At 45.5% G+C, this 26959-nt stretch carries 19 protein-coding genes; 2 read left to right on the plus strand and 17 right to left on the minus strand.

Features of this window, described 5'->3' with window-relative positions; genetic code table 11:
- Positions 1-594: 594 nt before the first annotated feature.
- From GF401_20485 to GF401_20495, 3 genes are all read right to left on the minus strand, one after another.
- A complete protein-coding gene (locus tag GF401_20485; protein MBD3347441.1) occupies positions 595-1179 on the minus strand; it encodes a T9SS type A sorting domain-containing protein in 585 nt (194 codons plus the stop codon).
- An 86-nt stretch (positions 1180-1265) separates the two neighbouring features.
- Complete coding sequence (msrB, locus tag GF401_20490; GenBank protein MBD3347442.1) at positions 1266-1688, minus strand: peptide-methionine (R)-S-oxide reductase MsrB; 423 nt, start codon at positions 1686-1688, stop codon at positions 1266-1268.
- Positions 1689-1708: 20 nt separating this feature from the next.
- Positions 1709-2497 carry a pirin family protein gene (locus GF401_20495; protein MBD3347443.1) on the minus strand — a complete coding sequence of 263 codons (789 nt, stop codon included), beginning with the start codon at positions 2495-2497 and terminating at the stop codon, positions 1709-1711.
- A 170-nt stretch (positions 2498-2667) separates the two neighbouring features.
- On the opposite strand from GF401_20495, the gene glgP reads away from it, so the two are divergent.
- On the plus strand, positions 2668-5181 hold the full coding sequence (gene glgP / locus GF401_20500; protein ID MBD3347444.1) for a glycogen/starch/alpha-glucan family phosphorylase: 2514 nt from the start codon (positions 2668-2670) through the stop codon (positions 5179-5181).
- A gap of 51 nt (positions 5182-5232) precedes the next feature.
- Here the strand turns inward: glgP and malQ are convergent, their stop codons facing one another.
- The 8 genes from malQ to GF401_20540 form a co-directional block, all read right to left on the minus strand.
- The gene (malQ, locus tag GF401_20505; GenBank protein ID MBD3347445.1) at positions 5233-6744 is read right to left on the minus strand and encodes a 4-alpha-glucanotransferase; all 1512 of its coding nucleotides are present in this window, start codon (positions 6742-6744) and stop codon (positions 5233-5235) included.
- Positions 6745-6746: 2 nt separating this feature from the next.
- A complete protein-coding gene (locus GF401_20510) occupies positions 6747-6974 on the minus strand; it encodes a DUF2934 domain-containing protein (GenBank protein MBD3347446.1) in 228 nt (75 codons plus the stop codon).
- Positions 6975-7117: 143 nt separating this feature from the next.
- Entirely contained in the window at positions 7118-9097 is a 1980-nt protein-coding gene (gene glgB / locus GF401_20515) for a 1,4-alpha-glucan branching protein GlgB (GenBank protein MBD3347447.1), read from the minus strand.
- Between the two features lie 114 nt (positions 9098-9211).
- On the minus strand, positions 9212-12505 hold the full coding sequence (gene treS, locus GF401_20520) for a maltose alpha-D-glucosyltransferase (protein MBD3347448.1): 3294 nt from the start codon (positions 12503-12505) through the stop codon (positions 9212-9214).
- Between the two features lie 53 nt (positions 12506-12558).
- Positions 12559-14511: a DUF3416 domain-containing protein gene (locus tag GF401_20525; GenBank protein MBD3347449.1), complete on the minus strand. Its 1953-nt coding sequence runs from the start codon at positions 14509-14511 to the stop codon at positions 12559-12561.
- Between the two features lie 73 nt (positions 14512-14584).
- The gene (gene glgX / locus GF401_20530) at positions 14585-16720 is read right to left on the minus strand and encodes a glycogen debranching protein GlgX (GenBank protein ID MBD3347450.1); all 2136 of its coding nucleotides are present in this window, start codon (positions 16718-16720) and stop codon (positions 14585-14587) included.
- A 258-nt stretch (positions 16721-16978) separates the two neighbouring features.
- Positions 16979-18298, minus strand: a complete 1320-nt coding sequence (rsmB, locus tag GF401_20535; protein MBD3347451.1) for a 16S rRNA (cytosine(967)-C(5))-methyltransferase RsmB — start codon at positions 18296-18298, stop codon at positions 16979-16981.
- Positions 18295-19224, minus strand: a complete 930-nt coding sequence (locus GF401_20540) for a methionyl-tRNA formyltransferase (GenBank protein MBD3347452.1) — start codon at positions 19222-19224, stop codon at positions 18295-18297. The genes rsmB and GF401_20540 overlap by 4 nt, the downstream gene beginning before the upstream one ends.
- Positions 19225-19573: 349 nt before the next feature.
- Here GF401_20540 and GF401_20545 point away from each other — a divergent pair, with 349 nt between their 5' ends.
- Positions 19574-19969 (plus strand): hypothetical protein, encoded by a 396-nt coding sequence (locus GF401_20545; GenBank protein ID MBD3347453.1) that lies wholly within the window; start codon positions 19574-19576, stop codon positions 19967-19969.
- Between the two features lie 90 nt (positions 19970-20059).
- Here the strand turns inward: GF401_20545 and GF401_20550 are convergent, their stop codons facing one another.
- The 6 genes from GF401_20550 to GF401_20575 all read right to left on the minus strand — a co-directional run.
- Entirely contained in the window at positions 20060-21073 is a 1014-nt protein-coding gene (locus GF401_20550) for a PorV/PorQ family protein (protein ID MBD3347454.1), read from the minus strand.
- On the minus strand, positions 21074-21820 hold the full coding sequence (locus GF401_20555) for a hypothetical protein (GenBank protein MBD3347455.1): 747 nt from the start codon (positions 21818-21820) through the stop codon (positions 21074-21076).
- Between the two features lie 19 nt (positions 21821-21839).
- A complete protein-coding gene (locus GF401_20560) occupies positions 21840-23570 on the minus strand; it encodes a tetratricopeptide repeat protein (protein ID MBD3347456.1) in 1731 nt (576 codons plus the stop codon).
- Between the two features lie 234 nt (positions 23571-23804).
- On the minus strand, positions 23805-24581 hold the full coding sequence (locus GF401_20565) for a PASTA domain-containing protein (protein MBD3347457.1): 777 nt from the start codon (positions 24579-24581) through the stop codon (positions 23805-23807).
- Complete coding sequence (locus GF401_20570; GenBank protein ID MBD3347458.1) at positions 24559-25242, minus strand: cyclic nucleotide-binding domain-containing protein; 684 nt, start codon at positions 25240-25242, stop codon at positions 24559-24561. The genes GF401_20565 and GF401_20570 overlap by 23 nt, the downstream gene beginning before the upstream one ends.
- The coding region (locus tag GF401_20575) for a tetratricopeptide repeat protein (protein ID MBD3347459.1) at positions 25243-26959 on the minus strand (1717 nt) is incomplete at its 5' end.

A 26959-nucleotide genomic window follows, 5' to 3' on the forward strand; every position in this document is an offset into this window, starting at 1 on the left:
ACCATTGAGGCGTCCGACGGCCAGAGCAGTGACAGCACGTCGTTTACAATCGAAGTTACCTGGCCGGTTGTGGAAGATACCTGCAAACGTGCGCGTATTATCAGCCCGAAACCCGGAGATACCTATGAAGTCGGCGATACACTACATATGATCTGGGCGATTCATCCGGATTATCCGATTAATCAGGGGGTGGTGGTCTACATTGCGGCAGATCCCGTCGGATTCACCCGCTATTATCCAACCTATGAGCAGATCGAAGATGATGATTCGACTGTGTATAAAGGCAACGTGGGACTTCTTGAATGGGAAGTAAAGGCTAAGTTTTACGATCCCATGTTGATGGATACCCTGGAAATGATTTCCGATTCGGCTCGTTTCGGGATTCAAATGGACTATCAGAGCAACGAGTGCACCGGACAACCCCGGTATGAGGTTGCGCTTGATGGATATTTCAGCATAGAAGAAAGTTCGAACAGCGTTAAGTCACCGCTCGAATTTCTCTATTAATATAATTCCTTTTCAAAGCATCTCAGACCCTGCCGGTGCAGCTCTGTTTATACTCAATTCAGGAAAAGCGGCCGGCAGTATTATTTCTCACTCTCCGATAAAAAACATATTTTCAAAACCGATATTTTCTTTGGTTATCCGGACGATATACGTTCCCGACAGGAAAGGGTGGGTGTCCAGTTTCAGGCGCTTGCTTGCTTTTTTGATATTCAGTACACTTACGCCGTCAACGGTAATAATTTCAATATCTGCATTTGGTGACACATCCTTAAGATCGATGGTAAGCCGGGATCCGGACCGGTCGTATGAAACAACCGGCTCTTCCTCAATTGTCAATTCGGGAGGTTTTTTGGCCGTTACTCCCGGATTGGCCGTTATGATAATTGTGTTGTCATAATAAAGTGTTTCATATCTCGCGGGATCATTATTCAAAGAGTAACTCACATAATTTTCGGTACCGGTAAAAACCCGACCATAGCAATTGCATCGCGCCTTTCCATCGAGCGAAGTTGTTATGAAATAGTTATTGCCGGATGAACGTGATGAAAAGGTGGCAATATCGGGTCTATCGCCCTCTATAACAATGAGCGGTATTGAATTGTTTTCTATCGGCATTGCGTGGGAAGATGCTTGCAGGCAAATATTTATCGGGTAAAAATTTATCATATTCATAATGTTCCCCTTTGTCTTGTTGCCGGATCCTCGTCGCCAGCCTCTGAATCCTTGTTTTTCGATTTGAAACCTTCAATTTTCATTCATCACTCCTTCGTCACCCCCTCGTCCTTTTCTTTTGGTTCAAAGTGGAGTGCGGCCGAATTGATACAGTACCTCCGCCCCGTCGGTTGCGGGCCGTCGTTGAATACATGGCCCAGATGGGCCCCGCAACGGGAGCAGACAATTTCGGTACGAATCATGCCGTAGCTCAGATCGCTTTTTTCATCAACCCCTTTTTCATCCAAAGGGGCATAAAAGCTCGGCCAGCCGCTACCGGATTCGTATTTTGTATCGGAACCGAAAAGAGACGCGCCACAGCAAACGCACTTATAAATGCCCGGGGCGTTGTGATGATAATAGGCTCCGGTAAAAGCCGGTTCGGTTTTCTTTTCCCGCGTTATCCGGAACTGCTTTTCGGTTAACTGTTTTCGCCAGTCTTCTTTGCTTTTGTGTATTTTGCGCTCCATTACTCATCGTCTCCTTTTTTCTAATCCACAAAGGGGCCGTTCAATTTAATTGGTTCATTCCAGGGTGTTCCCGTGATTGCGATCAGCTTTACGTTATCGAGTGCGGTGATCTCGATGGTCCTGTCGAAGAGCATGATCGCCTGCTCCGCATCGATTCCGGTTCCATTGAATGCAGCGCTGTTATGATAGACGTAACAGAACCCCCGGTGTGATTCCGGAATAGATAAATGATAATGAGCATTCTTCTCCATGGCGATATGCCTGTAATGTACCGGTGTGTGAAGTTCAATGGGGCCGGTATCACCCGCCAGAGTGGAAATCGAAACGCCGTTTTCATGAGTAACGGGGATTTCTCGGGCATTCACCAGTTGATAGGAGGGGGCGATCTGTTTTGATTTTTTCGGGAGATTAACCCAGAGCTGGAATCCATGGTTTACAGAGAAGTTACCCGGCATTTCCGAATGAACGATACCTTTACCGGCGGTGAACCTCTGGGCGCCGCCCTCGGTGGCCATACTGTTGTTTCCCAGGTTGTCTTTGTGATTAAAACCACCCTCGAGCATATAGGTGATTGCTTCGAAACCCCGGTGAGTGTGATCGGGAAATCCCGCATCGGGCCCCACAAAGAATTCATCCAGCAGGATAAAAGGATCGATCGGGGACATTGCCGGGGTAGGGAAGAGCCGTTTGACTACCGCCCCATCACCCTCAGGCATTTCAATGGCACGCCATATTTTCATTTCCGCTATCATGTAATCCTCCCAACAGGCTGTTTTAAACTTGCATAAACATTTACCCGCAATTTTCATACCAAATTTCACCGACTTGTCACGATTTTTGCTTAAATTCCGGATTGGCGGCGAGAAAAATTAGTGAAAATTGATGGAAAACGACATATTCCATCATGTTTGTGATATATTTTTTGTTCCACCGGTGAAAAAATCACCGGCAAACGATTTTCAAAGGAAGGAAATTCCCTATGATCCCTCAGAATTATGATTGGAAAGTTAAATATAAGGGTAACCTCAAAGACGATCTCAAAAAAAGCTTTTTTAGCAATTTAACCTATAATCTTGGTAAAGACGCCAATGTTTGCTCGCTCCATGATCAGTTTCTCAGTTTATCCTATGCGGTCAGAGAGCGGTTGTTTGAACAATGGATTCTGACACAGCGGTATTATCACACGATAAATACAAAGCGAATCGCCTACCTTTCATTGGAATATCTTCCCGGACGCTTTTTAGAAAGTAATACTCAGAATATGGAAATATTCGAAACCACCAAACAGATGCTTCATGATCTGGGAATAAATTTCGAGCAGATTATCAATGAAGAACATGATGCCGGATTGGGAAATGGCGGTTTAGGACGGCTGGCGTCGTGCTTTATGGATTCGATGGCCACCCTTAAACTTCCAGCCATAGGCTACGGCATTCGCTATCAATACGGCATTTTCAAGCAACAGATTAAAAATTTTCGTCAGCATGAAGTTCCCGAGGAGTGGCTGCAGCTTATTAATCCCTGGGAAACCGAACGTCCCGAATACCGGGTTCGTATTAAATTCTACGGCAAAACCGATCATGTACCCAAGTCATCGCTGCGAGAACCGGCCCAATGGAACGATACTGCCGATGTAATTGCTATACCCTATGATATACCGGTTTCGGGCTTTCAAAACAATACTGTCAATACCCTGCGGCTCTGGTCTGCCTATTCGAGCAATGAACTCGATCTGCAGGAATTCAATAAAGGGGACTATATCAAAGCCTGCAACGAAAAAATTGAGAGTGAAAGTATTTCAAAAGTGCTTTATCCCAGCGAAAACACCCTTGCCGGCAAGGAACTTCGTCTGAAACAGGAGTACTTTTTCACTTCAGCATCCCTGCAGGACATTATCCGAAGATTCAGGCAGGATAATGGGGATGATTTTTCGCTGTTTCCCGAAAAAGTGGCAATCCATCTTAACGAAACCCATCCTGCCCTGGCAATACCCGAACTTATGCGCCTTCTGGTCGATGAGTATCATGTCGAGTGGGGCGATGCCTGGAATATGATCACAAAAGTATTCGCCTATACGAATCACACGCTTATGCCCGAAGCGCTCGAGCGGTGGCCAGTCAATATGATAACTGAAATGCTGCCGCGGCATATGGAAATAATCTATGAAATCAATGATGAATTTCTGAAGAACGTTATCGAACGATATCCCGACGATACCGGTCGGATGCGGAGGATGTCGATTATCGATGAAGGCTTTGAGCGTCATATCCGCATGGCCCATCTTGCCATTGTAGGAAGTCATTCGATAAACGGGGTGGCCGCGCTCCATTCGCAACTCATGCTGCAGGGTATATTCAAAGATTTCTATGAATTCTGGCCCGATAAATTCAACAATAAAACCAATGGTATCACTCCCCGCCGGTGGATTTATAAATGCAATCCCTTGCTTACCGATCTGATATCCTATACGATCGGAAGTGATTGGAAAAACGATTTCTCACAGATAAAAAAGATACATGAATACGCCGATGATCCTTCATACCAGGAAAAATGGCGGAATGTCAAACAGAAAAACAAGGAACGGTTGGCCGATGTTCTTTATCGGTGGGAGGGGATAACACTGGATCCCCATATGATTTTTGATGTCCATATCAAACGGATCCACGAGTATAAACGGCAGCTCCTCAATATTCTTCACTGCATCGCCCTGTACGAAGGGCTACGGAGCGGTCAGATTGCAAGTATCGTTCCAAGGACAGTCATTTTTGCCGGTAAAGCCGCTCCCGGATATTATATGGCAAAACTGATTGTCGAACTTATCAACAGAGTTGCCTATAAAATCAATCGGGACAGAAGAACCCGCAAATATCTCCAGGTGCATTTTATTTCCAATTACCGGGTTACACTCGCAGAGCAAATAATACCGGCGGCGGAAATTTCGGAACAGATCTCCATGGCCGGTACTGAAGCGTCCGGGACCGGCAACATGAAATTCGCTCTCAATGGTGCACTGACAATCGGTACCATGGATGGCGCCAATATTGAAATCCGTGAAGAAGTCGGAAAAGACAATATGTTCATATTCGGGTTAAAAGCCGATGAAGTGCAGATGCTTAAAGGCAGAGGATATAACCCGCAGCTCTATTATGATACCTGTGAGCCGCTGAAACAGGCTTTCGATTTGATCGATAAAGGTTTTTTCTCGCCCGAAGATCCTCATCATTTCGACCCGCTCTGCCACTCGATTATCGAAGGCGGTGATCCCTTTCTCGTCATGGCCGATTTCGAGTCATACATGAATTGCCATAAACGGATGACCGAGACCTATCTCGATAAAGCCCAATGGGATAAAATATCGATCATCAATTCGGCGAACATGGGAAAATTCTCCTCCGACAGAACAATTCGCCAATATGCGAAAGAGATCTGGGGAGTAGAGAGCATTGCTGTGCCTGAGGAAGAGGAAGGGAAGGACGACGCGAAGACACGGTGACACGACGAGATTACGGGCTCGTCTTGTTTATAGTTTCCCGACTTTCAACCGTTAACTTTCGCCTTTTCTCCCATATTTCTCCGTCATCTCGGCCACGCGGTCGAGATGGCTTCTGTCGGCCTGAGGGGTTGTTAAACGCCAAGTCCAGCTGTGGTCGGATGCTGCGGGGGTATTCATACGGGCTGAATTATCGAGGCAGAGGATATCCTGCATGGGAATAATCGCTGCACCGGCAACCGATTCCATCGCCAAACGGATCATTTCATACACCGCTTCAGGACCTTCAGGCTCCTTACCCAGGTAGCGGTAAAACCGTTTCTTTTCTTCCTTGTGCGATGTATCGGTCAGCCATCCCATTACAGTCGAATTATCGTGCGTGCCGGTATAGACGATGCAGTTTTCAGAAAAATTTTCCGGTAAGTAAGGATGATCCGGATCGTCTTCGCCAAATGCAAAAAGGAGGACTTTCATTCCCGGAAAGTTGTATTTCCGCATAATTTCTTTGACGTCATCGGTAATGGTTCCGAGGTCTTCGGCAACAATAGGTACCCCGGGAAAGCGGTTAACTAATGTATCGAAAAACTTTTCTGACGGAACATCGGCCCATTTGCCGTTAATTGCCGTTTTTTCTCCCGACGACACTTCCCAGTACTGTACAAGGCCACGGAAATGGTCGATACGAAGAATATCATACAATGAAAAGGCATGTTCCAGCCGTTTGAGCCACCAGGCAAATCCGGTTTTTTCGAGATATTCCCAATTGTAGACAGGAGTGTTCCACAACTGACCGGTTTTGCTGAAATAATCCGGGGGCACTCCCGACACTGCATTGAGTTTTTTATCCCGGGTCAGTTTGAATACGTGGGGATTATTCCATACATCGGCACTGTCATAGGCGACATAAATCGGCATGTCACCGAAAATTTTTATTCCCTTTTTATTGCAGTAGGATTTCAATTCGTGCCATTGCCGGTAAAAGAGATACTGGTAAAATTTCTGTTTCCGGAATTCGATTGCATGATCTGCTTCAACCGTTGTAACATGCTCCGGTGTGTGGTCACGAAGGTCGGGCGGCCAGAGGGACCACTCCTTTTCATGCTGGAGTGTCTTGATAACTTTGAACGCCGAAAAATCATCGAGCCAATGCTGCTGTTCGTTGCAGAACTTTTCGAACGAGACCCGGTTTGTATCGCATTTTAAAAAACGCTTGAATGCACTGTCGAGCAATGCCTCTTTTCGGGGAATTATCTTTTCAAAATCAACATCACTCGATTCGGGCATTTTTACATTGTCGGCTTCGCTCCGGGTAATGAGACCGTCACGAACAAGAAAATCGGGACTCACCAAAAGCGGGTTACCGGCCAGTGCGGATGAACTGAAATAGGGGGAATTATTGGTGGCCGGGTTTGTGGGATTGACAGGGAGTATCTGCCAGTAACGCTGATGTGCATCGGCGAGTGTGTCCACAAAACGAAATGCTTCCGGCCCCAGATCTCCGATACCGTAGGGGCCGGGAAGCGATGTTATATGGAGCAGAACTCCACTGCCTCTTTTCATTTGCATGATCAGGCTTTTTTCTTTGCTGTTTTTTTCTTGGCAGGGGCTTTTTTCGTTTTCTTTTTGGCGGTTTTCTTGGCCTTCTTTTTTACTTCGGGAACAACAGTCTGTTGTTTACCCAAAACTTCCCGTTCGGCCTTCAACCAGTCTTTCATTGCATACCCATGCGTACCTCCCCGTCCAATAAAAAGCTCGTACGCACGCTCCTCAATCTTTCTCTTTGCAGCTTCATCCATAATCCGGTTCCTCCTGAATAAAGGTGGTTAATACTTTCCGTTATTCCTTTTCATAACTATTATACTTATAAACTATCGGGCAAAATAATCCGTAACACAAAATGAATGCAATTGTTAACGGATATTTTATTTATCGATCTGTTTCATATCTTATTCTGGCCCCACCCCGATTCAGGCTTGAATACTACGATAGAAAGGGGAGGCAAGGTGATCGATATGGAATTATACTGCCCATGCCAGGGAACAGGAGTACTCGAAGCTTTTCCCATATTGCCTATTCCGCTCCCGCCGTAAAGCTCGGCATCACTGTTAAGCATTTCAACCCAGTCACCGTCGGTTGGCACGCCAATACGGTAATCATGACGGGGGGTTGGAGTGAAATTACAGGCAACCAGCATGTGATTGCGGATATTGTCTTCTTTGCGAAGGAAAATGATGATGCTTTGCTCGAAATCGGAGCAGTCGACCCACTCGAATCCCTCGGGAGAAAAGTCGTATTTATAAAGTGCCGGCGATGATTTATACAAGGTGTTACAATCGGTCAACCACTGTTTGATTCCATTATGCTGTGGGTAGTTCAGAAGGTGCCAGTCGATACTGGCGTCGTGGTTCCATTCATTCCTCTGACCGATTTCACTGCCCATGAAAAGAAGCTTTTTACCCGGATGCATCCACATATATCCTAAAAGGAGACGAAGATTGGCGAATTTCTGCCAGTCATCACCGGGCATTTTGTTGAGCAATGACCCTTTGCCGTGGACAACTTCATCATGGGAGATTGGAAGGACAAAGTTTTCGGTAAATACATAGAGCAGACTGAACGTAAGATCGTTGTGGTGATATTTCCGGAAAATCGGATCTTTGGCGAAATATTCGAGTGTATCGTGCATCCATCCCATGTTCCATTTCACTCCGAATCCGAGTCCGCCCGCATAGACCGGCCGTGAGACTGCCGGCCAAGCGGTCGACTCTTCGGCCATCATCTGGATTCCGGGGAAATGGCTGTAGGCGGTTTCGTTGAGCTGGTGAAGGAATTCGATTGCCTCGATATTCTCTCTTCCCCCAAATTTGTTGGGCACCCATTCGCCGTCCTTGCGTGAATAATCAAGGTAGAGCATTGAAGCCACGGCGTCTACCCGGAGACCGTCGACATGATACTTTTCGAGCCAGAACAGAGCGCTGCTGATAAGAAACTCACGCACTTCATTTCTGCAGAAATTAAAAATATAGGTTTGCCAGTCGGGATGAAATCCCTGCCGGGGATCGGCATGCTCGAACAGATGAGTGCCGTCAAAATAGGCAAGGCCGTGTTCGTCGGAAGGGAAATGGGAGGGAACCCAGTCCAGGATGACACCGATTCCATTCTGGTGAAATGTGTCGATAAGAAACATCAGGTCCTGAGGGGTCCCGAAACGGCTGGTCGGTGCAAAATATCCTGTTGTCTGATATCCCCAGGAGCCGGAAAAGGGATGCTCCATAATCGGAAGAAACTCCACATGGGTAAAACCACATTCCTTGACATAGTTTACCAGACTGACGGCTATTTCCTTTGCCGTAAGAAACCGGTTGTCTTCCTCGACTTTCCGTTGCCAGGAGCCCAGGTGAACTTCGTAGATAGCCATAGGTGATTCGAGATTGTTGGCATTTTTTCGTTTATCCATCCATTCCGAATCGTTCCATTGATAGGCAAGGTCCCATACTACCGACGCCGTTTTCGGGGGGGCTTCCCAGTAAAAAGCAAAGGGATCGCCTTTGTCGACCCGGTAATTGTTGTGGTGGGAGACGACATGAAATTTATAGAGTGAACCCTGATCGACACCGGGAACAAAATTTTCCCATATACCCGACTCATCCCACCGTCCATAGAGAGGGTTTTTCTGAGGTTCCCATCCGTTGAAATCTCCGATAACCGATACTTGCTGAGCGTTGGGGGCCCACAGGGCAAAGTGGGTACCCTTTACACCATCCTTTTCGGTTATGTGTGCGCCTAGCTTTTCGTACAGGCGGAAATGGTTCCCTTCCTTGAAAAGATGGGTGTCAAAGTCGGAAAAAAGAATGTCTTCCTTTGGTTGCTTTTTTGTGATTTGCTTTTCATCTTTCTTCTTTTTCTTCTTTGTAGGCATAAAGTAGTATGCTCCTTCATTAAGTGGTGTACAACAACTTATGGTACATTCAGAGCAGTGATCATTATCCTGTAAACAATAGCGCCACTGACCAAAATAAATGATGAAACCATATTATTCGCTTAGCAACAATTCGTTAATTCCCTTAATGGGAATTGTTACCCACTGTGGACGGCTATTTAATTCGTAACCGAGTTCATAAACAGCTTTCTCTAAAAGAAACGCTTTGAGTAACAGTGTGCGCTGCTCGATATTCTGCGGAACGATCGCAGATTTATCCATGGTCCTGAAATAGGACGAAAGAAATATTCCCGATACGCATCGATACCACGACTTAATCCATTGTATAAGGAGGTCTTTCATTTCTTCCGATAAATGAGTGTTTCTCAGAATGGCCGCATGGCCGGCGTAATGAAACGAACGCACCATCCCGGCAACATCCCTGAGCGCAGAGTATAAGAGCTTTCTTTCACTCAACGGACGGGCCGGTTCACCTTCGAAATCCATGAAAATAAAATCTTTTCCTGTATAAAGCACTTGGCCCAGGTGAAGATCACCATGAATTCTGATTTTTTGTGCATCGATCTTTTTATACGTGATTGCACGCATGACTCCAAGTATCTTCTTTTCCCAGGTGAGGAGCGTTTCAGCTTCGGTGCGAAGAGGTTTTTCCAGATGGGAGGAGGTTTTCTTTAAAAGCTGCATGTTCCGCCGGCAGAGACTTTGCATAGATTGATATATGGAACGCTGGTATAACACCGAAAAATTTTCAGGGATAAAACCCGGGATTTCGGTTGAAGAACCAAGCGCCAGATGGAGTTCCGCAGTGCGTTTTCCCAGAAGGTTGACCATTTCAGCATATCCCGCACTGAAAAGGTTCTCCATCGAAGAGGGGAGTTCGAATGCTTTACTCGTAATTACGGCAGGAATTGTTTCGTTGGGGAAATCGGGTTTCTCGGCAAGGATATGATCAAAAAATTCGGAGAGGATATCCAGCGTGTAACTCCATGCATCGCCCCGGTTGTCGACAAATTCCTGAAGCAGTCCGATTGTTATTTTTTCGGTATTTTTTTGACGATATTCGACTGCACCGGCAAAGGAGGGAAGGTTTGCATATCCGGTTTTATTTGAAATAAACTGGACCATTTCCAGTTCGGGATTTTCTTCCTGCTCCACTTTCCGGTAAATTTTCATGAAAAGGCCTGTACCGAATTTAATGGAGGTATTGCTCTGTTCGGCAGCAAAGAGTCGGGATGTCAGCGCGTCGGATTTTCTTATCAGCGTTTTCAGGTTTTTGCTCTGAAACCCGGTAAGGGCGCCGTATGATCCTTTAAATCGTTGTTTTTCGGTGATCGTTTTGAGAAGATTGTTTTGTATTTCGGCATCAAAGAGTGCATCAAAAAGAATGCCCCCCGTGCGGTCGACCTGCAGATTAGCAACCACCGCGGCCGGATAGTTTGTTTTCAGCGTCAATGCTTTTTCGTTTTCTGCAAAGGCCAGAGGAAGACAATACCATTCATCAGGACCTTCTTTATATTTAATCGAGATAATCAGCAGACAGGCATGGCCGATACGGATGTTATCCAGGATTGAGATCCGTCGAATAATTTTTGCCTTTCCTCCAAACCAGCGGCAGCCGTGGAGGTACGCCGGGAGTATCTGCGTTTCGAGAGTAGTGAAATTCTTACCTCTGAATATGCCGGTCCAGTCTCTGGCCACTTTCAGGATCGGCGTCTTTTTCAGTTTCCCGTTTCGCGGTTTCTTTTTGAGAAGAAGCCAGTAATGGCCGTAGGGACCATGGGCCAGGACATAGGGGGTTTTCCGGATTTGTGGAAATGTGTTCCTGCTGAAAACTTCTTCGGGAATTCTACCCGCCAGTCCCGGAAGCTCGAGGGTTGCTACCTGGGTAAAACGAGAGATATTTGCGGTAACAAGAATAGTCTCGTCTTTATAGGTACGGGAAAAACAGATTACCTTGGAATTGTTGGAATGATAAAATTTAACATTTCCTCTGCTGAAACATTTGAATTGTTTACGCATGGAAATAACCCGGCGCATCCACCAGAGCATCGATGAGAGATTTTCTTCCTGGACCTCAACATTGACAGCTTCGTAGTGATACTGTGGATCGATAATTGTCGGGAAATAGAGCTTCTGCGGATTGGCATTCGAAAATCCGGCATTTTTTCCCGCGCTCCATTGCATGGGAGTCCGGACGCCATTCCGGTCGCCGAGATAGAAATTGTCACCCATGCCTATTTCATCCCCATAGTAAATGACCGGTGTGCCGGGGAAGGAGAACAGAATGATATTCATGAGCTCGATTTTGCGGCGGTTATTTGCGAGGAGCGGTGACAGCCGCCGTCGAATACCGAAATTGATCCGCATTTTCGGATCGTGTCCGTAAACACGATTCATATAATCCCGTTCTTCATCGGTAACCATTTCGAGCGTCAGCTCATCGTGGTTGCGAAGAAACATGGCCCATTGACAATTCTCGGGAATAGGGGGCGTCGTGCTGAGAATGTCGATAATTGGATAGCTGTCCTCCATCTGAACGGCCATAAACAAACGGGGCATGAGCGGGAAATGAAAGGCCATATGACACTCATCGCCCTTCCCGAAATACGATACGGCGTCTTCGGGCCACTGATTCGCCTCCGCAAGCAGCATCTTCCCGGTATATTTGTTATCCACATGAGCACGGAGCTTCTTAAGATAATCGTGCGTAAGCGGAAGGTTTTCGCAGTTGGTACCTTCCTGTTCGAACAGATAGGGAACAGCATCCAGCCTCAGACCGTCAACGCCATAATCGAACCAGAAATCGATTACCTTGAACATTGCCTCCTGAACCCGGGGGTTCTCGTAATTAAGGTCGGGCTGATGAGAGAAAAAACGGTGCCAGAAATAGGCCTTTGCCACTGGATCCCAGGTCCAGTTGGAGCTTTCAAAATCTTTGAAAATAATCCGGGTGTCCTCATACTTATTCGGGGTATCGCTCCATACATAAAAATCGCGTGTTGAAGAGCCGGGTTTTGCCTTGCGTGCACGCTGGAACCATGTGTGGTCGCTGGAGGTATGGTTCAATACAAGCTCGATGATCACCCGGATGCTTCGCTGGTGAGCCTCTTTTACGAACCGTTTGAAATCCGCCAGCGTTCCGTAGTCTTTATTTATACGGTAATAATCGGCAATATCATACCCGTCGTCCCGAAGCGGGGATGGAAAAAAGGGTAAAAGCCATATCGCTGTGATACCCAGATCTTTTAAATAATCGAGTTTCCGGGTAAGACCTTTAAAATCTCCAATTCCATCGGCATTGCTGTCGTTAAATGCTCGAACATGAATTTCGTAAATAACTGCATCCCTGTACCATTGAGGATCATTCCAACTGCTATCAATGGGCATGCACAAACACTCCTTTTACATTTTTGTTGTTCTTCATTTTTAAATCTCCGGTATCAATGTGTATGCACCCGAAAAATATGGGCGGGTATAATATGGGGATTGAGTTCAATGTAATTAAATCTTCCTTTCCATATATATTTATTATCACTGATCAGATCGTGGACCATATAAGGCTGTTCTTCACCGATTTTCAAAAGATCGACAGGAACGTCAACCAATCCGGACTGGGTATAATTACTATCCATATTGACAGCCACAATAATGGCGTTCGAGTGATGATGAGCTGTTTTTAAATAACAGAGCAGCTGATCGTTTTCGATATTCAGGAATTCGATGTTGTTTGTTTGCTGAAGGGCTGGGTTTTCTTTACGGATTTTATTGACTCGGCTCATTAGAGTAACCAGGCTTGATTCGCTGCGGGGAGGCCAGTCTTTAATTTCATATTTTTCCGAGTCCAGATATTCTTCCTTGCCGGGGAAGGGCGTGTTTTCGCATGATTCAAAAGCAGGAGCGTATACACCGTAATTTGAAGAGAGTGTTGCAGCGAGTATCAATCTTTTAATAAATGCCGGCCGTTCAGCATGCTGCAAATCGGTAGCAAGAATGTCGGGAGTATTTGGCCAGAAATTTGGACGGAAATACTCACGCATGTCGGATTTGGTAAGTTCGGTCAGATATTCGGTAAACTGCCATTTGTCGTAACGCCAGGTGAAATAGGTATAGGACTGGGAATACCCGAGTTTTGCCAGCCACTGCATGATCTTTGGACGGGTAAATGCCTCGGCCAGAAAAAGCGTTTCGGGATGATCGGCATACAGTTTATTTATACACCACTCCCAGAAATTGAGCGACTTGGTATGAGGATTATCCACCCGGAATATTCCGACACCCTGCTTAATCCAGAATTCGAACACACTTTTCAGCTCGTTCCAGAGTTCCTGCCAACTATCACATTCAAAATTGAATGGAACGATATCTTCGTACTTTTTAGGCGGATTTTCAGCATATTGAATGGTGCCGTCGGGGCGCTTGATAAACCATTCAGGATGTTCTTTAACATAGGGGTGGTCGGGAGAACACTGAAATGCGATATCCAAAGCGATTTCAATGCCATGTTCATTCGCTTTTTTGACGAGCCTTCTGAAATCATCAAGAGTCCCCAGTTCTTTATGAATCGCCTTATGCCCGCCATCTTCGGAACCTATTGCCCATGGACTGCCCGGATCGCCGGGAGTGCAGGTAAGCGAATTGTTTTTCCCTTTCCGGTGCGCATTACCGATCGGATGGATCGGCGGAAAATAGAGAACATCAAAACCCATTTTCGCAATTTCGGGAATAAATTTCTCACAATCGATAAATGTGCCATGAGTACCATTAGCACCCAGGGAGCGGGGGAACAGCTCATACCAGGTGCTGAATAACGCTTTTTTCCGGTCGACCCGTATGGAAAGCGTGGGTTCGTAAACGGTAGCGAACCTCCTGTCGGGATAACGGATCATCAGTTCGTTGAGTTCCGAAGAGAGAGTCCACGACACTGCGAGTGCTTTATCTTTTTCATTTTTGATTTTTTTTACAAAATCGGTAAGCTCCTTTTTATCGGTTCCCTTTGCCCGTGTTGCTGCTTCTTTGATCATTTCTACACCAACTAAAAGATCGACTGCGATATCCTGATGTGCATCGACCTTTTTCTGCAGGGCATTTCGCCAGGTTTTGAAATGGTCGATCCATGCATGGATCGTATAGTGGCAGACAGGGCGGTTTTCGACGGTGAACGATCCCTGCCATCGGTCATTTATGAAGTGATGCATAGGTACTTCGGTCCAGCTTTTTTTGCTTTTTTCGGTGTAAGCAACAAGCGCAGCTATTTCATCGTGGCCGTCACAGAAAATATCAGCTTCGACGGTAACAGACTCACCTGAGATTCTTTTAATGGGGAATTGTCCGTTTTCTACCCGGGGGCTTACATTGGTAATGATGACGCGTTTGCGGCCATCGTGCTCAATCATAGATACTCCTTACATTCGACCGCTGCCCGATAAAAGGACCGGCCAGACAGATACACTACAGCAACGCTGATTTTTATTTGGTTTTATTTGCACAAAGCAGTGCACATGATCTTCCTTTAATTATAAAACTCGGCCCTTTCACTGTTTGCCGGTCCTTTTCATCGATTTTTTCATTACTCGTATACAGATAAAGCGTGCTTTTATGCATAACCGGGGGAAGGGTAAAAGAGACAGGTTCTTCATGAGCGTTAATAATCATTAAAAAAGTGTCGTCGGTTATTTTATTCCCCTGTGCGTCGATTTCATCGATGGCCTCGCCGTTAAGCAGTATCCCGATTGTTTTGAAGAAGAGCTTGTCCCAGTCTTTTGTGCTCATCTCCCGACCGTCGGGTTTAAGCCATGTGATATCTTTGAATTTGCTGCCGGGGAGTTTTTCTCCTCTGAAAAATTTCCTTTTTCTGAAAATCGGGTGTTTCTGCCGGATTTTAATGAGCTCCTGAACAAACTCCATCAGCGCTTTTTGCTTGTCGTCGAAATTCCAGTCGAACCACGAGATTTGATTGTCCTGACAGTAGGCATTGTTGTTGCCGTTCTGCGTCCTTCCGAGTTCATCACCACCGAGGAAGAGCGGTACTCCCTGTGACAGGAGAAGAGTGGCGAGAAAATTTCTTTTCTGGCGATCCCTGATTTCGATAATTTCAGGATCGTCGGAAGGTCCCTCGACTCCATAATTGTAGCTTATGTTATCGTTAGTTCCGTCTCGATTGTCTTCATTATTCGCTTCATTGTGTTTGTTATTGTATGAGACCAGATCCTGCAATGTAAAGCCATCATGGCAGGTAATGAAATTGATGCTGGCGACCGGTTTCCGGCCATCGGTCTGATATAAATCACTCGATCCGGTAAGACGGAAGGCGATTTCCGGGGTCTGCTCGGGGAGTCCCTTCCAGAAACGTCTGATCGAATCGCGATATTTTCCATTCCACTCGGTCCACAGGGGAGGGAAATTTCCCACCTGATATCCTCCTGAACCCAGATCCCAGGGCTCGGCGATAAGTTTTGCCTGCGAAATAACCGGGTCCTGCTGAATGATATCGAAAAAGGTGGAAAGCTTGTCTACTTCATAAAATTCCCGGGCCAGGGTCGACGCCAGATCGAACCGGAACCCATCAACATGCATTTCCTGAATCCAGTAGCGGAGGCTGTCCATGATAAGCTGTGTTACATGGGGATGGGACATCCGAAAACTGGTCCCGCATCCGGAAAAATCCATGTAATAGCGGGGATTCTCGGGAGAGAGATGATAATAAGAAGCATTATCGATGCCTCTGAAACATAAGGTCGGCCCCATATGGCCGCCCTCGGCAGTGTGGTTATACACGACATCGAGGATTACTTCGATACCCGCTTTGTGAAGGGATTTCACCATGTGTTTGAATTCGTACACCTGCTCCCCGTAATTACCCGATGATGAATATCTGCAATCGGGAGCAAAAAAAGCTATCGAGTTGTATCCCCAGTAATTGGTTAACCCGCGATCGATAAGTCCTTTGTCAATGACATGCTGATGGATCGGGAGCAGTTCTATGGCGGTAATGCCAAGGTTTTTCAGATGGTTGATAATTGCCGGCTGGGCAAGCGCTTCATAGGAACCGGCAATCCCTTCTTCGATATCCGGGTGCTGGATAGAGACGCCTTTCACATGGGCTTCATAAATGATCGTTTCGTTCCAGGGATACCTCATCGGACGGTCACCATCCCAGTCGAACCAGGTATCGGTTACCACGCATTTGGGGACATACCGGCACGAATCGGTCTCACTGAATGAGAGATCATCCTGAGGATCGCCGGGAATATAGGCCAGAAAGGAATCATTCCATTCAAAGGAATTGCTTAATGCTTTTGCATAGGGATCCAGAAGAACTTTGTTGGGGTTGAACCGGTGTCCATTTTCGGGCTCAAAGGGGCCGTATACCCGGTAGGCATAGAGCTGGGGAGATTTGACTCCGGGGATATAACAGTGCCATATAAAGGCGGTACGCTCTTTCAGCTGAATTATATGCCTGGCGCTGCTGCTGTCGGCTTCGTCAAAAAGTAAAAGCTCTACTTGAGTTGCATGCTCCGAATAAAGGGAAAAATTTGTGCCGTGACCATCCCAGTTCGCTCCAAGAGGGAAAGGTTTTCCCGGCCATACTTTTATATTTTGCATAATTTATTTCATTTCGATGAAGGTAATAACAATAAATACTATTTCCAGGTTATAATTTTATGAGTTAAGTTAGTTTAAAACTGAATTTAAGAAATTAAGCTTTAAAATAATTCAAAAAAATACTATGCAGCCACTTAATTTTTATATCTTAAATGAAAATATTTTTATTCGCGGTAATAATAGAGGCTTCCATGCAAAAAGCATTAAACCTGTTGCTGATTATTCAGATCTTATATCGACTGCAAAAAATGTGCCATTCTATCGGAGTCGTTTCAGCCGGGCTCCAAACATGCCGTCGAGATTGTGCTCATGAGGCAGAATTCTGAGGTAACCTGATAAATCCGTATAGGTAGCGGGGATCGGCACCGGACAAGGCTCCTGAACATAATGCGGATTATTTTCGAGAAACTTCTCTACCACCATTTCATTTTCTTCAGGCTCAAGTGAACAGGTGGAATAGACGACTATTCCTCCGGGTTGAACCATTGCTGCTCCGGTCTCCAGCAGTGCCTCCTGAATTTGAGCCATTCGGGCAAGTGATTCTTTTGTTTTGCGCCACCGGGCATCGGGATGACGGTGGAGAACACCGGCGCCGGAGCAGGGAACGTCTAAAAGCACTTTGTCAAAATATCCCTTTATGGGAATATGTCGTCCGTCACAACAGAGAGGGAAAATCCTTCGAAGGTTCATTCGCCTCTTAAGGCCTTTGACTGAACGGAGTCGTGTCAGGTTGCTGTCGCATGTACACACGCTACCGTCTTCTTCGGCAAGTTCGGCAATAAGCGATGCCTTGCCGCCGGGAGCGGAGCAAAGATCAAGTATATGATCTCCTTTCACGATGTCAAGGAGTGCGACAACCCATCCCGAAGAGGGCGATTGAATGACACAATATCCTTCATTGATTACATCGATATACTGGAGCGGCTTCTGTTTGTTAATTTTATAATACAGATTTTTATACCCACCTGAGGGAACACTGAAAGCTCGTACTTCCTGCTCGAATTGTACTTTTGACAGGCCCCGGATTTTTTTTCGAAGATAGATATCGGGCTTGGTATTGAAAAAAACGAGGAGCTTCTTGGTTTTCTGTAAACCATATCGTTTGAGCCATCGTTCCACCATCCAGAGTGGTTGGGAAAATTCAACCGATAATCTTTCAACCACATTTTTAGGATCGGGAAGAGGCGGTTTTCTTCTCTGGGCAATCAGATTTCTTAAAAGAGCGTTTATCAGGCCCGAATATTTCCGGGTTGCAAAATTACGTTTTGACGCCTTTACAGCTTCGTTAACTGCCGCATGGTCGGGCACCCTGTCCATATACAAAATCTGATAGGCCCCGATACGGAGAATATTCATCAAATCGACATTGCTCTGAAGAGGTTTGGCTTCCATGAAATGGACAATCGCATAGTCGAGTGAACGCATGTTCCGAAAGATGCCGAAGGTCAGTTCATAGATAAATCGACGGTCACGGTGGTCGGTGATGTCTTTCATTTTTTCGGCAATCAAAACGTCGAGATTGCCCTGGTATTTTGTAAAATCCTCAAGAATTGAATAGACTATCTGTCGCGGTTTCATTGAAATTTCTGTCCCGTCGTAAGAGTTCTTCCCTGTAAAAAAGCATGAGCGCTCATCCGTTTTTTCCCTTCGGGTTTGAGTTCGAGTATATTCAGGGAACTTTCCTTGCACTGAACGGCAAATCCATCCTGCGATATTGCACAGATTATTCCCGGGGGAAATGCGGTTGTAGTAGAGGAGGGGAGCGCCCATTCGATATTTATTTTTTTATTATTAAAACTGGTATACACTCCCGGAAAGGGCTTAAACGCCCTGATCATATTAAAAATTTCATGGGCAGGTCTATTCCAGTCGATCCGACCTTCTTCCTTTTTCAGTTTAGGTGCAGGAGAAACTTTGGCGGGGTCCTGTTTCCGGTAGTGGACCGTTCCCTTTTCCAACTGTTCCACCGATTCGATGAGTGCTGACGCCCCCAGGTGCTGCAGACGTTTGTAAAGCTGAGGTGTGGTTTCAGTTGCGTCGATAGGAGTACCTTTTTGCATGAGTATATTGCCGGTATCGATACCGACATCGATTCGGAATACCGTGACACCGGTTTCTGTTTCGCCTGCCTGAATTGCCCGCTGAATCGGTGCAGCGCCTCGATAACGCGGCAGAAGTGATGCATGAATGTTAATTGTGCCCAGCGGAGGAATCGAAAAAATCTTTTTCGGCAAAATCCTGAATGCAACAACGATAAAGAGCTCAGCCTGCAATCTCGACAGATTCTCCGCCAGTTCGTCGCCTTTGAGATCCTCCGGGGTAAAAACCGGGGAGATTCCATGCTCTTCGGCATAACGTTCCACCGGGGATTTCATAAGTGAAAGACCCCGTCCTTTGGGACGCGGGGGAGTTGTTACTATTCCTGCAATGTCATGCCCCGAATCTCTCAGCTTTTCCAACGCGGGAATTCCGAAATCGGCAGAACCAAGAAAAATAATTTTCATTGATGGACAACTCCTGCAATAAGCGGACGAGATAATCGAATGTATTATGAGAAAGGTCAAAATAATTCACGGAATGACTGTCGTGATTCTGTTACCTGATATGCGGTCATAAGGAAATGGGTTATGAGGGGTATTTTATAGTTAAATTAGCTTTATATGATCATTTCCAGGCCTCCTAAAACACATGTTAAATTGCTTTTAAAACATTCCACGACTTAATTTATAAAGAAAGATACAACTATTCCACTGAATTTACGTTACATAGAGCGTTTCCCGGTTAATCTCAAATTCTCAATCCAGGATGAGTTTCTCCGGATGCCTGATCTATATAAAGGAAAGGTTATTTTTTATGGCTACTAATTACACTCCCCGTGAGCAAATCGATATGCTTTGCAGATTTTGCAAACGTGTTTATCCTGCGCAGCTCGAACGAAGCATTGCCGGAAACGGGAGAACAATCGATAAAGAATCCACATTCGAATATTGTTGCTCAAAATGTCAGAAAACATTCTGCTATTACGGCAAAGACCTTATAGAAGATAAGCAAAACGGTGAAGAAGTTGAACAAGCCGAGAGCCGTTCCTACTCTCCAAAAGAACATTATTTCATTGGTGAAACAATCTACCACGACAAATTTGATGAGAGCGGACGGATTGTGGGCAAAGATATTGGGGCTACCAACAGAATTGTTGTCCAGTTCGAGAAAAGCGGTTTGAAAAGGCTGGTGGAAGATCTCTCTAAATAAGGAAAATTTGTACAAGCTTTAAGAGCGCATAAAATTTTAAAAGCCGTCTTTCGAGACGGCTTTTTTTATGTGATTTTGTAAAAATTCTGGTTAAAAGCTGAGAATGCTGGAAAGAGAGAATCCGGGGCTTAACCCATGAGTTCGCACCTGAAATGCTGCATCAACCGCTACATCCACAGAGCTTATCGGCGCATTGACTCCAATGCCGAGATTTACTGCCGACCAGTTGGTTTTCAGATATTCTTCTTCAGACTTGCCGACAAACTCCCGAATTTTTTCTTCAATATCCCGTGAAGAAAAACGAAACCCACCCCGGATAAAGAAAGATTCTTTATACACATCAATTTCGGCGCCGGTGTGGATATTCAGGTAATCATCGTACGGTTGGGCTGCATCAAGGGCTAGGCGGAGTCGGGGGAGGTTTTTGAGGTTATAGGAAATACCGATAACTGCAGCAAAGGGAAGAAGGAGGCCGTCGGTCTCCTCCGAGTATCCATCCCTGACAAACCCGAGATTCTGTATCGCCGAACCCAGGATCAGGCGGGAATTTAAAAGACGGTATTGGAAACCGAGGTCAAATGCATAGCCGTCGGCAGCATAGTACTCACCATCCGTACTGCCCAGGCGGTCGTAGATACCCTTGGCTATTACGCCAACTGAAAGATCGTTAAGAACCGTTTTCGACCAGGCTACCTGGCCGGCAACCGAGTAAGGTTTCCATTCATTGCCGGTTATATGCTTGTTTGCATCAACCTCTTGGATCGATCCATAGAGGGTGAGGAGCATATTCACACCGATAACCCCCATGTTGCCGACAGGCATGGCATAGGCGAATGCATTGCCCCGCACGCCGATCATCACGGGTTCATAGCCCCCCATGACCTGGTGTTTTTCGATAAAACCCAATGATGCGGGATTGGACAAAAAACCATAGATATTGTTGGGCATTGCAACCGATGCGCCTCCCATGGCTATTGCCCGCGAATCATAACCAAGGTTAAGAAAGGGAAAGGCTGTTGTTCCCGAACGGTGGTGGATATTATCTTCTGCAGATAACAATCCTGCGAATAAAACAACGGCAATACAACAGTAACGCTTCTTCATTTATCCCTGCCTCTGCGGTACCAAAGCCTCATGATGCATCGATATAGTGAGGTGATCATATTTTAATTTAAAATAATTGTTGTCATCAGCGATAAATTGAATCTGTTCTGGTATGCCATCTTTGTAATCTGCATAAAGTAATTGCCACGTATCAGTGGTGGAACTTTGAATGGTAAGTGATTGTGCCTTTCTGAAATCGTGCGATACTTTTCCTTCAAGCATAACCGAGTCGGTCTTCCAGGAACAGAAATACGACCGCCTCTGTTTCCAAACAGAATCGGGTAATGTATTCGTAACATTGCTGAAAATATTGTTTCCAGTAATAATACGTTTAAACTGTCCAAATGTGAATGGATAATTTAAGAAAATGCCGGGGATACGGATTTGATGGCTGTCACTGTAGCGAAATGCATGCTGATTGTATTCAATGATCGATTCGGAAGTATCTCCGGTTATTGAGGCAAGATGATTACCGAAAATAGTGTAAAAATCACAGGAAAAATCACCGGAACTGTCACGCAGAACATCAATTCTGATTTTATGCGACTCGCCGTTTACGGATATGATCATTTCTCCGGAGCCCCGGAGGCTTCTGATTTCATTTGGTGTTGAAAAGAGTGTTTTGCATGTTGCAATTGCCGTTTCTGTATCGACGGGCGGGGGAGGAGTACAGGAAAAATAAAAAGTGAGTAATATTCCTGCAAAGCACCAGCGTCCGAGTGTTTGAAAGGAGAATGAGCCGGTCACGGTATAATCCTGATACGCCTTATCGCTGAGCATTATTTGTGGAGAGTTTTTTTTCCAGTTCTTCGATTTTCTTCTGAATTTTTTCTACTTCCTCAGGATTAAGCTCCAGACACTCCCTATACGATTCGAGTGCTTTGCGATACTCATTCCTTTTAGCGTGGATATCGGCCAGATGTTCGTAAATCACCGGGTCATCATCGATATACTCAAGTGCCTTGGTGATATATTTGAGAGCTTTATCATAGTGGCCTTTTTTATAAAACATCCATGCATAAGAATCGAGGTAGGCGCCATTTTCAGGTTCCTTTTCAAGGGCTGTTTCCAATAATTTTTCGGCCGAATCGAGTTTCATATCATTTTCGGCCCACATATAGCCAAGATAGTTGGATGCTGCCGGGTCCTGAGGCTTGAGCTGTAATACTTTTTTAAACATTTCGGCTGCGGCATCAATTTTACCCATTCTTTCCAGAGAACTGCCCAATTCAAAATAACCATGACTGTCGCTACTGTCCAAACTGATTGCTTTTTCTAAAACCGGAACGGCTTCTTCATATTCTTCGCGCATATTGTATACATACCCGAGCATTCTCCAGGAAGCGCTGAATTCGGGAAGAGCTTTTGTAAAGCGCCGGGCCACCGAAAGTGCCTGGTTCCATTCCTTCTCTTTTATGGTCAGGTAGCACATTTGACGCCAGGCTTCATCGTATTGAGGCTGAAGGGCAATGGCTTTTTCATATTCCATTCGGGCAAGATCGTTTTTATCCTGAGCGGCAGCAACAAGACCGAAATAGAAATGCAGTTCGTGATCATTGATGCCGATTTCGAGCAGCTTGCGTATGATTCTTTCGGATTCGGCATACTGTTCGTTATAATAATAGAGGAGCGACAGGGTTTTTCCGTATATCGACCCGATCGGAGAGCCGTTATAGAGCTTTTCGTAGTATCTGATTGCATCAGGATACTTGCCTTTGCCGATATGAATCTGCCCGAGATTTCTGGCAGCATTCTCGTAGGTGGAATCAACAATAAGTGCGGTCTTGAAAAAGTCGATTGCCAGGGCTGTATCACCTTTGAGTATATTGACAAGGCCAAGGCCGTTGAGAATATCGGGCTTTTTTTCAAACCGCTTATCAAGCTCAATATACAGGCTTTCGGCTGCAGCGTAATTTTCTTCTTTTAAATAGAGGGCGCCAATCTTCAGACCGGTAGCCATGGCATCGGGATTATTCTTTAAAAAACGGGAATAATGCTTAATTGCCTTGGGTGTTCCGCCGGGAATGTTTTCGTACATGAGGGCCAGAGAATAGAGCTCTTTGTCGGTTTTGACGGTAAGGGCATCGAGCGTTTCTATTGCACGATGAAATTGCCCAAGGCCGATATAGATTCGCGTAAGAATGCGTTTTTCTTTTTCGGAGAGACGGCTCAATTTTCGATCGCCCTTCAGCAACAGCAGCGCTTTGGTGAATTTTGACGACTCGATATATTTCCTAATGAGAATGTCTTTGAGTATAGCCGATTGAGGATCGAGTTCGTAGGCCATTTCGTAGAAACGTTCGGCCAACATGGTCAGACCTCTGCGGTCATAATCCCGAGCTTTAACAAAGTAGGATTCGGCTCTGAAACGGGCCAGGTCCTTATGGGTATGTTTGCGGACCGGCCGGACTACAGGGAATTTATGACGATACGAACACGAATTGAATGTTGTAAGTAAAAAAGAAAATATTAAAAAGAGTATGATGCGTCGAGACAATATACACTGCCCTTCTTATTCGGTTTATAGATATGGCACACAAACAGTGTGACTGGTGAATTTGTACCAAACAGCTGTTTGCAGACCTTCCCTGCTATTAATATAAAATAAAACGCGGTATATATTTTTTTTTGTACAAATAATATATGCTCAATCCGACTTTTGCGGATATGAGCAAACACATGTTTCTACCGTAAACTTCGTGTATTAAATCGGCAATATTTAAGTACACCCTTATTTTTTTGTTGAAACGACCAGATTAATGGTTTTTTCAAAGGGTACAGTAGATCCCGGAGCTGCCGATTGAGAGATAATGGTACCCGGACGGGATGTCGCACTCTGTTTCGCTTCAACTTCTCCGACTTTAAGACCGGCTTCTCTAATCTTTTCTTTTGCCGATGAAAGCAGATCCCCGATAATATTCGGAACTTCGGCATGAGTAGGCATGGGGCCTTTGGATATCGAAATATCAACAGGAAGTTCTCTTGATATTTTTGTGCCCGGATCCGGTGATATGGAAATCACATGGTCTTGAGGGATTCTGTTTGAATAATACCTGGTGACAGTTCCTATCGTGAATCCCGCTTCTCTGAGCCGGCGTTTGGCTTTACGTTCCATGATCTTGGCAATTTCGGGTATTTCCAGTATTTCAGGCCCCTTGCTCAGTGTGATATCAACACCTCGCCTTTCGGCGGTATTAACATTTTCGCCAGCCTTCGGAGATTGAGAGATCACATAATTGTCTTTAATCTCTGTGTCATATTGCCGTCCGACAACCTGGCCGCGAAGTCCTACATCATAGAGCTCCTGACGAGCTTCTTTCCACGGAAGATTATGTAAGTCGGGCATAACAACCAGTCCTTTATCCACGCGAACTATTTTGGGCATAATCGCTCTGTCGACTATTAACATCATTACCAGACCGCCTGCAATCATAAGAAGTATTGCACTGGGTACAACGATGGTCCAGAACTTCACAACCGGTATGCTAATCGTATAATTTTTTTTCATCCAGAATCACCAATCTGTTTCGGTCTATTTTAATATACCCTTTTTTCTGTAATTGAGAGAGAATCCTCGATACTGTTTCACGGCTTGTACCCGCCATGTCTGCGATGCGCTGATGTGTCGGGCGGTTATGGACAATGATCATGTCCGCATACCGTTTCCCGTATTCCTGAGCCAACTGAAGCAGGACATCCGCAACTCTTCCATAAACACTCATAAGAGAGAGTGTGCTGATCTGGCGATTTGCTTTGCGGAGCCTTTTGGACATCACTTTTAGCATTTGGATAGCAATTTGGGGATATTTCTGAAGCATGGCGATAAATGTCGGACGATAGAGCATCAGAAGTGAACATTCATCTGCGGCAACAACCGATGCGCTTCGTGGCTCACCATCCAACACCGCCATCTCGCCGAAAAAATCTCCGGGATTCAACGTTGCCAGGATAGTCTCTTTGCCTTCTGATGTAATCACAACGACATTGACTTTCCCAGTCACAATAGTAAAAAAGCTATGACTTTCACTGTCTTCTTCATGAACGATTGTTTCTTTGGGCTTGAATTCCCGCAGAACCATAATTTTGCCGATCGCCTTTCGTTCTCTGAGCGAAAGGGTACTGAACAGGGGGACGCCGGTTAAAAAGGATTCGATCTCCTTTATTTCCACCTATTTCTCCTCGGTTAAATTTTCAAGCCGCGCAAGACGCTCCGATGCATCTTTACCAAACCGACCATGCTGACCGTCACTGCGAACAATCTTTTTATACAATGATCGCGCTTTGTCATACTCACCAAGACGTTCGTAAAGTCGTGCCGCTTCAAGTTCGCCGGTAATGCCCCATTTACCGATGCCCGAGTAAAGGTAGGGGACTTTCAGATATTCTGCAATGGCATTACGGTATTCACCGAGTTTTGCATGACAGGTAGCTATCCAGTAGAGAATTTCGGGTTTATCTTCTTTATTGGGATTTTTACCGGCTTTCTGAAAGTGAATCAGGGCTTCCTCAAAACGTGACGCCTGCACAAGGCAAAAACCGATTTTGAGGTGCATATTCGATTCCTGAACATCGTCGGGATATTCCTTAAGAATCATGCGATACATCCCTGCAGCATCCATCCATCCCGCAACTCGCTGATAGTCTATTGCTGCATTATGAGCAGAACGAAAGCGTGTCTCTTTATCGGTTTTCTCATTAGCGGCAACAGTCGAAAATTCTCTGGCTGCAAGGGCAAATTCATCCTGGCCGTGGTATATCATGGCAACCTTGAACCGGGCGAGGGGGACAAATTCACTTGTTGGATATTTTTGAATGAAACTGCGGAACAAATCAAGGGATTTCTCCTTATTATTATCAAAATAATGGCTGAGAGCAATTTGATACGCAGCATCATCAACCCGTTCGGATTTATCATACTTTCCAACTACGTGGTTAAACCTGTTTACTGCTTTATCATACTTTTTAATGTTCTGGAAATGCAAGCCTTCATGATAAATAATTTCTACCATGCCGGTTATATCCGAAGCGAACCGTTTTTTGTAGAGGTCGAATTTCTTATCGGCTCTGTTCTGTTTGCCGTCCATAATAAGTGCAATAATTGAGCCCTTGAGTGCTGCGAGGCTGTCTTTTTCGCTGTCGGCCAGTTCAAATGCCTTTTCATAGGCCTCGGCAGCGTCGGAGTAGATTCGGTTTTGGAAATAGAGCCCGCCAACATGGAGAAATACCGATTCTTTACGGCTGTATTCCTTTGATGACAACACCTTTTTGTAATGCTGGATAGCGGCATAGATTTCACCGTTGTTTTCGGCAATCGAGGCCAGTTCGTAGTGAACGCCGGCAGCAGCGGCTTCCGCAAGCTTTTCATCGAGGAGATCGTTCAGGATTGCAACGGCTTCGTCTTTTTTGCCCATTCGTATGAGGCAACGGGCAATTCCATAGCGGGCTTCGTGAATGTTTTTACTCGATGGATAACTCTGGATAAAGGACTGGTAATTACTGTATGCCTCCAGGATTTTTCCTGTTTGAAGCTGCGCCGTGGCAAGCTCAAAACGTGCTCGGTTTGCATAGGAGCTGAAAGGATAACCGTAAACAACATTCTTAAATATTTCGAGCGCACCCTGGTAATTACCCATGTTTCTTGTGGCCATGCCCTTGATATACAGGAGATGAGGAGTATATTCGGAGGCTGCAAAATTATTCAAATAGTTGTCTGCAGCTTTAATGGCCTGATCGTACTCTCTCAGTTCGAAATAGTTGCCCGCAAGTCCCATCCAGGCTTCCGGAGCAAATTCACTTGAGGGAAAGCGGGTGACAATCCGGCTGTACGATTCGATGGCCTTACTTTTATCGCTATCTTTACTTGAGGCAATATCATAATGTCTGGCA

The organism is Chitinivibrionales bacterium, from assembly GCA_014728215.1.
GTDB lineage: Bacteria > Fibrobacterota > Chitinivibrionia > Chitinivibrionales > WJKA01 > WJKA01.